This is a genomic window from Mesorhizobium sp. CNPSo 4671, assembly GCF_057784245.1.
The window spans coordinates 365372-380325 of record NZ_JBWLUW010000011.1 but is presented as its reverse complement, the minus strand read 5'-3'; the positions used below and the strand labels follow the sequence as shown (position 1 = coordinate 380325).

At 61.3% G+C, this 14954-nt stretch carries 8 protein-coding genes; 6 read left to right on the top strand and 2 right to left on the bottom strand.

The genetic code is table 11. The features are described 5' to 3' along the window. Both AC04SF_RS28300 and AC04SF_RS28295 read right to left on the bottom strand, forming a co-directional pair. Positions 1-1260: an O-antigen ligase family protein gene (locus tag AC04SF_RS28300; protein ID WP_488480446.1), complete on the bottom strand. Its 1260-nt coding sequence runs from the start codon at positions 1258-1260 to the stop codon at positions 1-3. Beyond that, the gene (locus AC04SF_RS28295; protein WP_488480445.1) at positions 1257-2480 is read right to left on the bottom strand and encodes a glycosyltransferase; all 1224 of its coding nucleotides are present in this window, start codon (positions 2478-2480) and stop codon (positions 1257-1259) included. Before AC04SF_RS28295 ends, AC04SF_RS28300 begins: the two co-directional genes overlap by 4 nt. 293 nt (positions 2481-2773) lie before the next feature. Between AC04SF_RS28295 and AC04SF_RS28290 the strand changes: the two genes are divergently transcribed. The 6 genes from AC04SF_RS28290 (at position 2774) to AC04SF_RS28265 (ending at position 14944) form a co-directional block, all read left to right on the top strand. Further along, positions 2774-5542 (top strand): AMP-binding protein, encoded by a 2769-nt coding sequence (locus AC04SF_RS28290; protein WP_488480444.1) that lies wholly within the window; start codon positions 2774-2776, stop codon positions 5540-5542. 418 nt (positions 5543-5960) lie between these two features. Further along, positions 5961-7457, top strand: a complete 1497-nt coding sequence (locus tag AC04SF_RS28285) for a calcium-binding protein (protein ID WP_488480443.1) — start codon at positions 5961-5963, stop codon at positions 7455-7457. A 94-nt stretch (positions 7458-7551) separates the two neighbouring features. Next, complete coding sequence (locus AC04SF_RS28280; RefSeq protein WP_488480442.1) at positions 7552-7764, top strand: DUF768 domain-containing protein; 213 nt, start codon at positions 7552-7554, stop codon at positions 7762-7764. Between the two features lie 465 nt (positions 7765-8229). Then, a complete protein-coding gene (locus AC04SF_RS28275) occupies positions 8230-8877 on the top strand; it encodes a response regulator transcription factor (RefSeq protein WP_488480441.1) in 648 nt (215 codons plus the stop codon). Between the two features lie 321 nt (positions 8878-9198). Further along, positions 9199-13041 carry a DUF5801 repeats-in-toxin domain-containing protein gene (locus AC04SF_RS28270; RefSeq protein ID WP_488480440.1) on the top strand — a complete coding sequence of 1281 codons (3843 nt, stop codon included), beginning with the start codon at positions 9199-9201 and terminating at the stop codon, positions 13039-13041. Between the two features lie 73 nt (positions 13042-13114). Beyond that, positions 13115-14944 carry a type I secretion system permease/ATPase gene (locus AC04SF_RS28265; protein ID WP_488480472.1) on the top strand — a complete coding sequence of 610 codons (1830 nt, stop codon included), beginning with the start codon at positions 13115-13117 and terminating at the stop codon, positions 14942-14944. Positions 14945-14954 lie beyond the last annotated feature (10 nt).

Genomic DNA, 14954 nt, shown 5'->3' with positions numbered 1-14954 from the left:
CTAATATCTCCTCTGGCGAACGGTCGCGGGGATCGCCTGCGGCGTTCCAGCGACGAGGCACAGGGTCAGACAGAACCACACGATCGGATGGCGGATGATCAGGTGCGGAGCACTGAAGACAGCGATCGAGGCTACGAGCGCCACGAGGACGTCCAGTCTCGCACGCCACGCTGACAAGGCGGCCGAGCCAAGGATCCACAGCAGGGCCAGGACTGAAATCAGGCCGCCCTGAGTGTAGAGATCGAGGATTGTACTATGGGCTTCGAAAGGCCGCGGCAGAAATTGCTGATTGACGACGGGCGGAGTATCAAGGTGCGGGCCTGGACCGAGACCCAGAGATCCGGATCCTGCTCCCTTGTTCAATGCCTCCTCCCAGAGGTAGAGGCGAAGTGCCGCGGTTTCCGCGGTCGCTTCCCCGCCCTTGTCCTTGGTGAGGCTCTTGGCGAAGTCTTCGGCGCTGGCGGCCTCGCTGAGAGCGTAAGGCGCCATTGATATGGCCAACGGAAGGAATCCAACGGCCAACAGCAGGGCAAGTTGCCGTGGAAGGCTGACCTTGCCGCCGTCGCTTGTCAGCCAGGCCCGGACCCGCAGTCCGAGAAGGATCAGGCAAGCCAGGACAGTCGTATAGAGATAGGTATCGCTCTTTGTCAGCCTTCCGACATAGAAGGTGAGGATCAGGCTGCACAACCCGAGACATCTTCCCCAAGGATTGCTGGTGGTCGCGGCAAGATGCAGGGCCAAGGGACCAAGCAGCGCGCAGTAGAGCGCAAGCTGGTTCGGATTGTCGGACCAACCGCAGAAACGGTCCCAGTACCAGGGATCGACGCCAGACTGATGGATCCAGCCGAAACCAAGCCCTAGCTGAACGACAAAGCCTGCACTCGCGACAGCGATCATCCACCAGGCGATACGGCGTAAACGGAGGGCCGCGTTGGGCTCCGCTGCAGCCAGACAGGTAACGCAGGCCAACAGCACGTACGCCATCGTGTCATGCAACAACGGATCGAGGAACAGTGTGGTCGTGAGAAATCCGATGATAAACCCCACGCCCAGGGTAAGCGTCAGGATCAGCCAGAAACGTGCAAGCTTGGCCAGGGCCGGCGTAGCCTCAAGCCGGCCGCCTGCAAGGATCCGCGTGATCGACAGCAATATCCAGAGCGAGAGGAACAGTTCGCTATAGCCGAACGGCAGCCCCGGGATGCTGAGTTGCACCGCGTAGGACATCGCGACACCGAAGGCCAGGAGCGCATCACGGATCATTGCCGCGCCTCACCCAGCCGGGGGTTCCGCGCACCCTCTTCCCTCAAGATCGCGGGCGCTGATCGAGCAAGGCTGCCGCAGTGTTTGCCGTCGAGCACGGTCTTGTATAGGTCGCAATACTGGTCGACGACCCACGACAGCGAAAAGCGCTCCCGCACCAGGCCGACGGAACGGCTGCCCATGATCTTGCCACGGGCGCGATCGGACAGAACATCGACTATTCTGGATGCCAGGCCATCCGCATCGCGCGGCGCGACGAGGTAGCCATTCCAGCCATCTTCAACCACGTCATTGCAGCCGGGCATTCTCGAAGCGACGATTGGCAATCCGGACAATCCTGCTTCCAGCAGGACGCGCGGAATACCTTCGCGATACTGCGTTGGAAACGCGAACAGATCCGCCATGCCAAGCAGGGCAGGAACGTCCCGCCTTGGCCCCAGGGCTATGACATGAGGAGCATATTGCTCGATATCGGACCTGCTGACCGCAAACGGACCTTCGGAGTCTTGCGGACCGACAAGCACGAAACGCGCGTTGGGCCTCTTGGAGAGGACGCGGGGAACCGCCTTGATGAGGGTCGGGATCCCCTTCTGGCGAGTCAGCCGACCGACAAAGATTATGACCTCGGCAGACTGCAGCCCAAGGTCCTCGCGCATCGTGGTGGCCGAAGGGCCACGATACCTTGCGGTCGAGAATGCATTCGGGTCGATTCCGGAGCTCCGGATCAGCCGCCCCTTGCCGTGGCCCACCAGCCGATAGCGCTCGAAGAAGGCCTGATCGTCGTGATTTTGGAACACGGTCGTGGCTGTCCAAAGTGACGCCAGCCACTGAAGGCCGCAAAAGACCGGGCGCAGGGCCAGTGCCCGCGGTTCCCGTGACGAGAATGTCCAGCCAAGCCCATTGATGGTGCGAATGACCGGAACCTGCCCGCGCACGGCCAAAGGGGTCAGGAGGTTGGGCTTGGTGTCGAAACTTTGAACGATGTCGGGACGCAGTTCGGACATCAATTTGCGGACAGCGTTGACTGCACCCCATTCTCCACCGCCACTGGCAAAGCGGTCGAAAGCAAGCCGGCGATGCGCAATGCCATGGGGTGAAAAGGCGCCTCCGGCATCGCTCGAGACGGCAGTGACCCGAAAGCCCCTTTCACGCAGCGCCAGAAGGAACGGGATTCTAAGCCGGTGATCCTCGCCTCCAACGCAAACCAGATGCGGACTCATCCCGTCCCTCCTGGATGCCGGCAGTATCCCAATCGCGCAAAACCGCTGGCCCTATCTGTTTCCATGGCCCGGTTTCATCGCCCCTGCACACACAACACCCAAGTCCACGCTAGGAGCAGGCCTTCGCGCTGTCCTCGTCTGTTTGAATGAAGCAAGGGCTTGGACGATGCGGCGATGCAACGACGACTGCCATCGGATCTATGAGTTGACCCGGAACTCATTCGTTCTGACGATGCGAGGGCCAACATGGTCGCGTACGACACTGCGAAGCCAGTCAGCAAAGCAAGGGGGCTGTGTTGGAAACGTCGGGGCGCCCGCGTTTAGAAAGCTATTTTGCACGCACCTTGCCGTTGGTTGGCGGACTGACGGATCAAGATGTTGTGGCAAATCGCAACACCAGCCCTCCAGATGGCTTCACATGGAAACAGGCCTCCTCCCGCCCTCTTGACATCGACGGACCAACCAGCCGCCTCTTCCCACGGATGGGCGACGACTTCTCCGAAAAATCGGCGTTCTTTCACCTGGAGCGGATTGTCGAAAAATACCCGGACAAGATCGCGATCAGCGACGGCTCCAAATCCCTCAGCTTTTCGGAACTGCTGAACGCAGTCCAAACCCTGGCGGGTGCGATTGCTGGTTCGGCCCCACCGGGCAAGGCGGTCGGGCTTCTTGTCGGAAATACCCTCTGGTATCCGGTGGCCATGCTGGCCGCCATGCGGGCTGGCAGGCCCGTCGTGCCGTTGAACCCCCGGGATCCGTTTCAGCGCCTCGCTGCAATTGCCACCAGCGCACGGCTGGCCGCGATCGTCAAGCCAGGGCCGGGCAAGCCGCCAGGCTGGCCCGATGCCTCCTCACTCGAATGGATCGATGCGGCGAGTTGCATGGCCGCGACGCCGGACGGCAGCTTGCCGGGGTTGCCGTCCGAAGTGTCGATCGATGCCCCGGCAATCGTTCTCTACACGTCAGGCAGCACCGGGGCGCCGAAGGGCGTCGTGAACAGCCAGCGGGCGATCCTCCAACGCGTTCAGCAATATGTGGATGCCTGTCACTTCGGTCCCGACGACGTGTTCATGCCGCTGACCGGGCCGGCGACGATCGCGGGATGCCGCGAGATGATGACCCCGATGCTGTGCGGCGCCACACTGTACCTCTCCGACATCGAAAGCGCCGGCATTCGCGCCGTCCGCGAAAATTTCGAGAAATGGCGGGTAACGGGCGTCTATCTCGTGCCGGCGCTGCTGCGTGTGTTGATGAATGGTGCTGCGCCCAATGCATTCTCTTCCTTGCGGATCGTGCGGGTCGGCGGGGAAAAGATCCTGTGGTCCGACATCGATCGGCTCCGCGACAGCGTTCCCCAGTCCTGCCTAGTCCAGATCAGCTATTCGTCCACGGAAACGACGGGCACGCAATGGTTCCTGCCGAGGGATTACCCGGAACGAGGCGCAACGGTCCCGGTTGGCTTCGTCCTGCCCGGCATCGAATACACAGTCGTGGATGAGAACGCATGCGAAGTCGCCCCGGGCAATGACGGAGAGTTGCTGATCAGAGGCAACTACACCACGCTCGGCTATTGGACAGATGGGGAAAACGTCCCTCTTCAGGCGAACTCCGGCAATCCCCGGCTTCGAACCTTTGCAACGGGCGATCTGGTCAAGGTCGACGATACCGGAATGATGTGGATCGTCGGGCGAAAGGGACGCCAGATCAAAATAAACGGGCGACGGGTCGAACCGGCCGAACTGGAGCTCGTCTTGCGCCGAGCGCCTCAGGTGAATGATGCCGTTGCGGTGGTGACGGACGCGAACGAACTGGTGGCTTTTGTCGTCCCCGCGAGACCTGGCGGAGGCGAGCTCATTGCTGAATTGCGCGAGATGATCAGGGCGGCTCTGCCGCTGGCGGTTCATCCAACGCGACTGCACAGCATTGCCGAGATCCCGCAGCTCAAGGGCGGCAAGGTCGACGGCGTCAAGTTGCGGGAACTGGACCGCGCACTGAAGGCGCAAGACGCCCATGACATGCCCATCGCCGGGCAGGCAGCGAACCCGCTTGATATCGAAGGCACCGCGGCGGCCGTATGGGAGAGGATTCTTCCGGGCAAAAGGGCAGCTGGCAGTCGCTGGGACGATGCCGGTGGCGATTCATTGAAGCTGCTACAATTCGTCATGGAACTTGAGACGGCTCTGGGGCGGGAACTCAACCTGGACGCGTTCACGGTCGGGATGAGCTTTGCCGATGTCGTCAGGGCAGCGTCTCCAGGGCAAGACACAAAAGGCGCGCTTGTCGAGGCCTCCGACCCCAGGCCCATTTTGTTCATTGTGCCGGGATCGATCGGCTATGGTCCAAGCCTGGCGGCCTTCGGTGCCGAGATGAGCAATGTCGCCAGGGTGGTTGCCGTGCGCTACGGGGATTTGAACGATCTGCTGAAGGGACATGGCACCATACCGCGGATGGTGGATGCGGTCGTCGACCAGATCAACCAGGCCAAACCGGACGGCAATGTGAATCTGATCGGTTATTCGCTTGGCGGCGGCGTCGCGTTCGAGGTTGCCGCTAAACTCGTTGCCGCCGGTCGATCGATCACGTTCCTGGGAATACTCGACACCAATATCGGCCCTGGGCAGCACAATTACCGTGAAACTCTCGCACGCACCGCTCAGCGCATCCACACCCACAGAGTGACGGTGGATCGCATGCTTTTGCGGGCTATCGCCAAGATATTTGCCAGATTTGGTGCCGAGGCGTTGCTCGCGAGAGGCATCGACTGGCTGAAATGGAAGACCTTCGCCAGAACGCGATTCATTTTGCGCCTCGAGCTCGAGGAAATCCTGCGGATGCGCGCATTTGCCCAGTGGCTCGCGCAACCAAGGACGGTGCTGCCGATTACAGCCACCCTGTTTCGATGCAGGCGTAAAGGCGTTCCGACAGATCTTGGCTGGAGTGCTTCCCTGGCCGGTCTGAGCATAGTCCCGATCGTCGGCGGGCATCTCGATATGCTGGTTGAACCCTACCTCAGCCACAACCGGCCGCTGATAGAAAGAGCCTTTCTGGTGAGCGGCGCATAGTGGATGGACGACCGCTATGCGCACTCTCCGAGGCTGAAATCAGACAGGATGCTGGTGCACCTTCCTGATAGATCCACAACAAAATCCGGTGGCGCTGCCGCCGTGGCGGGGACAGTCTGGTCCTGCGTTGCCGCGCTGAAAATATCTTGGAACATGATCCCGAAAACTGGGAACCGGCTTTCGGAAAGATCATGCTTCGACAAAGAGTTAGATAGATCAGGATGAAGATCCAACCAAACGTCATCCTGATCTAGACAGTCGACAAGTCCCGGGACCAAGACAGCCTTCCAATCGCGTAGGCTCTCCTGGCCATGATCAACGATTCTATCAATGGGCGCCGGTATTTGATTTGGCTCTAATATATCCTTTCCAATAGGCAGGCATGGGGTGCCTACCGAATCGGACGAAGGATATTTGCATGACAACCCTCCACTACGCCTCGGGTGGGTCGGCCTCCGAGGTCACAACCGCCGGATTCAATCTTGTCGACGTTTCATCCGTGGACCAACTCAACGCCCTGCCTGCCGGCACGAAAGGTCTGGTCTGGCTCAATGAAGCCAATGGCGCAACCTCGTCATTCATCCAGAAGGTCACGCCTTTCATCGGCAATCCGAACCTGTTTGGCTTTTTCCTCGTCGATGAACCGGACCCCACCGGCAAATGGGGAACCTACGCCACCGCCGCGAATCTGAGGGCGGAATCCGACTGGATCCACACCAACCTGCCCGGCGCCAAGACCTTCATCACCATGATGAACATGGGGTCCTCCGCAAATCCCGATTTTTCAAACACCTACAATCCCGCCAACACGCATATCGACTATTACGGCCTGGATCCCTATCCGGTGCGCACCGGAATAAGCACGGTCGACTACAACATGATCGACAGGACCGTGGCCGCGGCTGTCGCCTCGGGCATCCCGGTCAACCAGATCGTCCCGGTCTACCAGACGTTCGGGGGCGGCAGTTTCACCACCGATACGGGCGGCCAATATGTCCTTCCCACCGTTACCCAGGAACAGACCATGCTGGATCACTGGGCCAAGCTGGTTCCGTCGCCCGCTTTCGACTATGCCTATGCGTGGGGTTCTCAACAGGGCGATACGGCGCTTGGCAGCTCGTCAGCACTGCAGGCCCTCTTCCTTCAGCACAACCAGAGCACCACAAGCACGCCTTCGACCGGCGATACGACTGGCACCACCACGCCCCCCACCAGCACCGTGCCCCCTCCCAGCACTGTGCCTCCGACCACCGATCACACCTTCTACGGCACGGGCGGCGCGGATGTGCTTCACGGCACCACCGGCGTCGACACCATGATCGGTGGCGGTTACAACGATACCTATTATGTCGACAACGCCGGCGACAAGGTGGTGGAACTGAAGGGCGGCGGCAACGATACCGTGCTGGCATCGGTGAGTTACGTATTGTCGGCCGGCTCGGAGATCGAACATCTCGCCACCACGAACAAGTCCGGCACCTCCCCCATCAATCTCAAAGGAAACGAGTTCTCCCAAACCGTGGATGGCAATGCCGGCAACAACTACATCAACGGCGGTGGCGGGAAAGACGTTCTCACGGGAAATGGGGGCGCGGATGTCTTTGTCTTCAAATCCGCTCTCAACACCAGCAATATCGACAAGATCACCGACTTCAATGTGGCCCAGGACAAGATCCTGCTCGACCACACTGTGTTTACCGGCCTTCAAGGCGGCACCCTTCAAGGCACCCCCCTTTCCACCTCGGCATTCCACGTCGGCAGGGGTGCGCATGACAGCAGCGACCACATTATCTACAACAGTTCGACCGGCGCCCTCTCTTTCGACGCCGATGGCTCGGGCGGCGCGCATCAGATCCAGTTTGCCACCCTTGCCCCGCATCTGTCGTTGACGGCGTCTTCGTTCCTCGTAATGTGAGCCTTGGGGAACGTCAGGCCCCGATCACAAGGGTCTGACGCTTTCTTGAACATACTCGGGGGAACGAAATCGCTCCAGCGCGCATTAGTCCGTCATGAGCGCTCGGGGCATCGAATTCCTGCAGAGATGGGTGGAGGATAATGTTCCACCCATTTCGAAGTCCGATCCGTTCCTTGCAGCGAAACTCGCCGACCGGGTGACGGCGGACGCCATCAGGGCGGGAATTCGCCCCGAGGAAATCTCGGAAGAAGTTGGAAGCATGCTGACCACCATGCTTGAATTGCTCGATCATCGCGACACTGAATGATTGCGCATCCGGCCGCGTCGCCAACGCGAGAGCCTGAAGTCTGCCCGGATGTATTTTCTACCTGTTGCGGCCCTCGGCTGATGGGAGGTCACCAAGCCCTCCTGGATGCTTCAGGCATCCATCCTACGCGATGGGCTGACCCAGGTCGCCGACACCAGTAGCGGCAGGGGCAGGTGAACCTGCGGTGACGGTTAGAAGCCATGGTTGCCCTGCACCAAAGTCGTAGCCCCGCCGACCGGTTGTAACTCGTGGATTGCTTTCGCGGCCAATTGGGCGCTGCTACGGCCATTGGCGTCGGACGAACCTGCTGCCGGGCAGCATCGGCGCCGACCGGCTCGACAGCATCGGCTTGTTATCATAGCCAAATGAATATTAGCCACTCCTTGACAAACTGCCTAAGTTCTGGTTTCCTAACTTCATAGATATTTTACCAAGTTCGTTGCGTTTTTTACGGACGGTGTTCGCATGTCGACTCTGGTTGTGGCGGACCCGCGGGGGGTGTATCTCGCTGGTCTGGAATCGGTTCTGCATAAGGCTGGACACGATGTTGTCGCCCAGTGCCGCCGTCCTGTCGACGTTCTCCCCCATGTCGAGCGCCATCGGCCCGATATTGTCATCGTTGGCCTCGACATAGCGGATCCGCGGACGGCCGGTCTCTCCTCTCGGCTGAAGGCCTGCAACAGCGCTCCCGGCGTCATCTTCATCGTGCAGCCAAACGGCAGGCTCGACATAAAGGAAATACAGGCGCTCGACGGTGACGGTCTGCTGCTCGACGGCATCAGTCACCGCTATCTCATCGAATGCGTGAATGCGGTTGCGGCAGGCAAGAAGTGGATCGACAACAAGATCGTCCAGCAACTGCTGATGCCCCGATCACAGCCTCAGCCGGTGTCCAGGCTTACGGGGCGTGAGACCGAGATCGCCGACCTCGTCTCGCGCGGCTTGCGCAACAAGACCATCGCGCAGCGGCTGCATGTATCCGAAGGCACGGTGAAAATGCACCTGCATCACGTCTACGAGAAGCTGCACCTCGGCGGCCGCGCGGAATTGGCCTGGGTAGCGCATGGCAAGGGCGCCGACCATCCGGGACCGCGCCGCACCGACCTGATCTGATCTCATCTGACCATCGCTATCACCTTGCATCGAGATGGTGCCGGAACGGGCCGGAAAGCCGCCCGAAGGCATCGGCCGCGAGGCCAGCGCCGACGCCCGCGCAGCATGATCTATCGAAGGATATATATCGTTCGATCAGGTACGGCCATTCACCATAACACTATCCAACCGGGAATGGACGCGCCCTCTGCGTCGGCGGCACATTAAGGGATTAAAGGCCGCAATTCTGTGCGCCAGCGGATGCACTCGGGTAGGGGCGTCCGGCATCTAGGGGGTGTGAACCCCTTTTCTTGATGCGTTCGAAAAAAGGGGAGAATCTCCATGGCAACCACAATCACCGTCAACGACACATTGATCCTTGATCAGACTTCCGGACTCCAGGACGACGACACCGCGATCGGCAGCGATCTCAGCGGGCTTTCCTCTGCTTTCCAGACTTTCCTGAACGGCCTTACCGGTGACCTGCAACTGTCTGCGGGCCAGCTTTCCTATGCTGACGACGTCGAGGCCGCGGTCAGCGCCGCCGGCCTTGTCACTGTCAACCCGGACGGGGCGACGATCAGCAAGCTGTTCTTCTCCGATGGCAGCGGCGCGCCGCTCGACGGCGACCAGGTCATCTTCAATGGCAGCCCACTGCAAACGGTCGATGGCGACGCCATCTATCTGCATTCCTATGCGAACGGCACGATCGTGCTCGCCACAACCAGCCCATTGGCGGACGCCGGTGACGTCGTCGCTGCTTTCTACCTGAACGCGGCCGGCGACAATCTCAGCGCCAGCATCGAGATGGTGACCTTCGAGGCCATTGCTCATCCCAACACCGCGAATCCTGACGACACGATCGACTGGACCAACCTTCTCAACGTCTCGGCAACGGGCTCCACATCCTTCAATTTCGACAATCTCGCCTCGGGCAACAATCTATTCGTGGCCGTAGGCACATCCGGCGCGGGTCTGGTGGTGAGCGGCATACATCCGGTCATCCAGGCAGACGGAACGCTCGATAACTCAGGCGACACCATCAAGACCAGCCAGGGCGGCACCGGCGCCACCATCGGCGTAAACAACCAGATGTTCGACCCGGGTGAGACGGCCGTGTTCAGCTTCGTCAAGGGCCAGACACCGGGCACATACGGCGACATCGACAACATGAGCTATACCGACTTCATCGATGTCACCGATGCCAAGCTGTTCATCTCCCAGACGGAAGGGAGTCCCGGCACCAACTTCACCGTGAAAATCGGCGCGTTCAGCGCCGGCGGCGCTTCGACTGATCCCGAGGCCGGCCGCAGCTACATCGACAACAATCTCGGCAGCGGCGCCAACCTTGGCAATGATGCCAACCAAAGCGCCCTTACCGACGATGCGTCGGTCGCCATCGTTCGCGTCATCATCAAGGACGGCAACGGACAGGTGGTTGACGATAGGACCATCATCCAGGGTAGCGACAGTTTCGTCACCTTCAACGGGGACGGAACCATAACCGCCCAGCATCTCAACGACGCCTATACGGTACAGTGGTTCACCGACAACAGCGGCACACAGGCGGTGGAGACCTTCAACCGCTTCCAGGCAACCGCGGTGGTCGGCAAATTCGACGTCGGCCGTGTCGACCTGTCACAAGGCGTGACGGTGACCCAATCGGTCGGCGACAAGCTGTTCACCGACGACGACGGCCCGACGGCCGGCCTGACGGAGAACACGGCCAAGGTGCTGCATGACGAGACTTCCGGCGTCGATGCCAGTTCGAACGACCAGACGCTCATCTCCTTGCCCGCTGCCTTCGCGGCACTTGGCACGGCCATCGGCTGGGCGGCCAGCGCTTCCGCCGTGGTCACGCCGAACTCCAGCTTCGGCACCGACGGACCGGGCACCCAGACGCTGTCGCTTGGCGTCAGCGGCGCCAATGCCGATTCCGGTTTCGATTCACTCGACCACCACAACATCCTGCTCAATGTCGAGGGCGGCCTCGTCGTCGGCCGGGTTGACGTCGGCAACGACGGCAACACGACGGGCGACCCCATCGCCATCGCCATCTCGATCAGCCAGGGCGGCATCCTCAGCATTGCGCAATACATTGCCATCGCCCATCCCGATACCGGCAACCCCGACGATGTGAACACGATGCTCGACGGCGCCTTGCTGGCGAAGGTCACCGTGACCGACGGCGACGGCGACAGCAACAGCACCAGCATCGCGATTGGCGACAAGGTGCAGATCAGGGACGATGGCCCCACGGCCGGCCTGACGGAGAACACGGCCAAGGTGCTGCATGACGAGACTTCCGGCGTCGATGCCAGTTCGAACGACCAGACGCTCATCTCCTTGCCCGCTGCCTTCGCGGCACTTGGCACGGCCATCGGCTGGGCGGCCAGCGCCGCAGCGGTGGTCACCCCCAATTCGAGCTTCGGCACCGACGGTGGCACCCAAACGCTTTCGCTCGGCGTCAGCGGCGCGAATGCCGACTCCGGCTTCGATTCGCTCGACGGACACAACATCCTGCTCAATGTCGAGGGCGGCCTCATCGTTGGCCGGGTTGACGTCGGCAACGACGGCAACACCACCGGCGACCCTGTCGCCATCGCCATCTCGATCAGCCAGGGCGGCATCCTCAGCATTGCGCAATACATTGCCATCGCCCATCCCGATACCGGCAACCCCGACGATGTGAAGACGATGCTCGACAGCGCCTTGCTGGCGACCATCACTGCCACGGACGGCGACGGCGATACCAGCAGCACCAACATCGCCATCGGCGACAAGGTGCAGATTAGGGACGATGGACCGACGATCACGGTACCGTTCGACGGTGACCAGAACGCCGGCAACGGTACGGGGACCCACGAGACTCTGGCCAACACGCTCAACGCGTCGGCCACCGGTGCCTTCGGGTACGACATCGGCGCGGACAGCCGCCCGGCTTCGTTCTACGACGCCACGCACTCTGACTTCGTCGATGCCGACGGTGTCCTTGCCGGCATCCAGATCGGGCTCACCGGTAATCTCACCGGCCTTGTGCCGGCACCAGACACGACCCCGTTCATCAGCTCGTTCGCGACGCTCCAGTCGGAAAGCGCCACCTCGGCGACGTTCAACTGGCAAATCTCGTACGACAGCGACCCGAACACCGCCGGCAACCAGACGGCCACAGCGGGCGGCACCCTCATTTTCGACAAGGTCCATGACACTTACACCATCAACCTGACCGACCCGCTCGAAGGCTTCAGCTTCGACGTTATCCACACAAGTCAGTTCTTGTCCAAGGTACCCACGGGCAATACCGGCCACCCGCCGATCGTGTTGGAAAAATTGCAGGCGGATGACCCGGCCACGCCGGCTAACGAAAACTTCTACGTGCAGTTCACGGGCAACATGATCAACAATGCCAACCCGTTCAGCTTGACGAACAATGGCGAAGGGTCATCCGCTGACTCCACGTTCACCGTCGGTGGTCACGAGATGGTGAGTAATGCCAATGAGACGTGGGTGTCCGCGACGCAAAGCACCAACGGTGTCGCCGGCGACACGATCCAGAAAGGCGAACTGCTCACGTTGCGGTTCTTCAACAGCGACGTCGGTATCGTGAACGAGGCCACCACCCCGACGGCGACCGCCAGCGCCATGGCCATCAAGTTCGACGGCATCGGCACCAGCGAGGACTTGATGCTGATCCTCAATCTGCTCGACAAGGGCGCAGACAACATCGCCGGCACCGCGGACGACGGCCCGTCGATCACACGGGCCATGTACGTGGATAACACCGACATCTTCAAGACGGGTCATGTCCCGGCCCCGTACAACAGCGAGTTCACGCTCGACAACAATGACGGCCTCGTGATCATCGAGCAGAACGACTACAACGCAACCGGCGAACACTACGTGTTGCAGGGTGTCCAGATCATGCAGTCGGGCAACGGAATCTCCGGCAACAACACCGCGATCAACCTGAACGGATTGACCGGCACTGCCACCGGCGGCAGCAATGCGACCGGTGGTCTGGTGAACTTCGACCCCACCGATAACGACGTGCTGAAGATCACCGACATCGGCTTCACCTCGACCACGACCCAGACTCCGGATGCCCACCTCAACTTCGCCTTCCAGGTGGCGGACGCGGACGCGGACCAGACAGCGATGCAGCACATACTTGTCGACGTTGCCTGACGCTCGACCACCGGGGGGCAGCCACTGCTGCCCCCGTATCCGCGATCTGTCGCCCGGAGATGTCATCCAGATGATGAAAACCAACCAACAGCCCCCTGCCCTGCAGGTGGTGATGAAAGAGGCCAGGCGCGCCCTCCGGCCGCTTATCTGGTTCAGCGGCGGCATCAACGTGCTGATGCTGACCGGGGCGCTTTATATGCTCCAGGTCTACCACCGCGTGTTGTCCAGCCACAGCCTCGAGACGTTGGTGATGCTGTCGCTGATGGCGGCAGGAGCACTCGCGACAATGGCGGGGCTGGAGATCGTGCGCGGGCGTCTTCTGTCTAAAGTCGGGTCGTGGATGAACGCGCGGTTGGGACCGGTTCTGCTGACCGCATCGGTGGAATATGCCGCCTCGGCGCCCGGTCACGCCAATGCCCGTCCTCTGCGCGACCTGGATCAAGTCCGCAATTTCTTCACCAGCCCCAGCATCTTCCCGATCCTTGACGCGCCTTGGGCGCCGCTGTTCTTCGCCGCCATATTCTTCATGCACCCATGGCTGGGCTGGCTGGCGCTGTGCGGCGGGATCGTGCTGTTTGCGTTGGCGTTGCTCAACGAATACATCACACGCAAACCGTTGACCGAGGCCGCAAGCGCACAGTCGCGGGCCTATGTGCAGGCCGAGGCGGCGATCCGCAACGCTGAGGTCGTGCAGGCGATGGGCATGTTGAAGCCATTGCTGGAGGGCTGGAAGGCGCAGCAGGACGAGGCAAACAAGGGACAGATTCTTGCCGCCAACCGTGGCGGCGTCATCGCGGCCATCGCGCGCTGCCACCGGCTGGCCCTGCAAATGGCCATTCTGGGCCTTGGTGCCTATCTGGTGCTTCGCAACGAGGCCTCACCCGGCATCATGATCTCCGCCTCGATCCTGATGGGGCGCGCATTGTCGCCAGTCGAGCAAGCGATCGGCACATGGAAGGCGACTGTCGGAGCGCGCGCCGCCTACAAGCGCCTGACCGCGGTCGCCGGACAACACCGGGAGGCCACGCCGGTTATGCCGCTGCCTCGACCGAAAGGCAGGTTCGAGGCCGACAACCTTGTGCTGGCCCGACAGGGTGGCGAGCCTATCCTGAAAGGGATCAGCTTCCGGCTCAATCAGGGTGAAGCAATGGCGTTGATCGGCCCGAGCGGGGCCGGCAAGACGAGCCTGGCGCGCATACTGGCCGGCGCCTGGCGCCCATCCGGAGGGCGTGCGTTGCTGGACGGGATGGACGTTGCCCAATGGGCGGCGGAGGACCGTGGTCACTATGTCGGTTACTTGCCGCAGGACATCGAGCTCTTCGCCGGCACCGTCTCCGAAAACATCTGCCGCTTCGCGAATATCAACCCGGCGGTCTTCAACAACGTGGTCAAGGCCGCGCAGCTGGCGGGAGTTCACGAACTGATCAAGGGACTGCCGAAGGGTTACGCCACCGAGATCGGCGAATCTGGCGCGGTGCTGTCGGGTGGCCAGCGCCAACGCATCGGTCTGGCGCGGGCACTCTATGGCGACCCGGCACTTATCATCCTGGACGAGCCCAACTCCAACCTCGACCGCGAGGGGGAGGATGCACTGATCGCGGCCCTCGGCGCGGCCAAGGCGGCGGGCGCGACCGTTATCCTGATCGCGCACCGAGCCAACATGATGGAGAAGGTCGACAAGATATTGGTCCTCAACCGGGGCCAACAAGACCTCTTCGGTTCACGTGACCATGTCTTCAACGAACTCGCCGCGCGCATCCGCCAAGTAACTCAGGTGCCGGCGAGTCCGATGCCGGAAATCTCCGCCACCGTCGTCGGCACCGGCAACGAGCCGCGTCCCTCTTCAAAGCGCACGTCGCGTCAGGCCGCATTGAGCACGGCTGCCGTGGCGAACCAGGCATGAAATGAGGACA

Bases quoted from the DNA above. Each gene is read 5' to 3' on its own strand.
- AC04SF_RS28300 (WP_488480446.1), bottom strand. From the start codon at position 1,260: ATGATCCGTGATGCGCTCCTGGCCTTCGGTGTCGCGATGTCCTACGCG.
- AC04SF_RS28295 (WP_488480445.1), bottom strand. From the start codon at position 2,480: ATGAGTCCGCATCTGGTTTGCGTTGGAGGCGAGGATCACCGGCTTAGA.
- AC04SF_RS28285 (WP_488480443.1), top strand. From the start codon at position 5,961: ATGACAACCCTCCACTACGCCTCGGGTGGGTCGGCCTCCGAGGTCACA.
- AC04SF_RS28280 (WP_488480442.1), top strand. From the start codon at position 7,552: ATGAGCGCTCGGGGCATCGAATTCCTGCAGAGATGGGTGGAGGATAAT.
- AC04SF_RS28275 (WP_488480441.1), top strand. From the start codon at position 8,230: ATGTCGACTCTGGTTGTGGCGGACCCGCGGGGGGTGTATCTCGCTGGT.
- AC04SF_RS28270 (WP_488480440.1), top strand. From the start codon at position 9,199: ATGGCAACCACAATCACCGTCAACGACACATTGATCCTTGATCAGACT.
- AC04SF_RS28265 (WP_488480472.1), top strand. From the start codon at position 13,115: ATGAAAACCAACCAACAGCCCCCTGCCCTGCAGGTGGTGATGAAAGAG.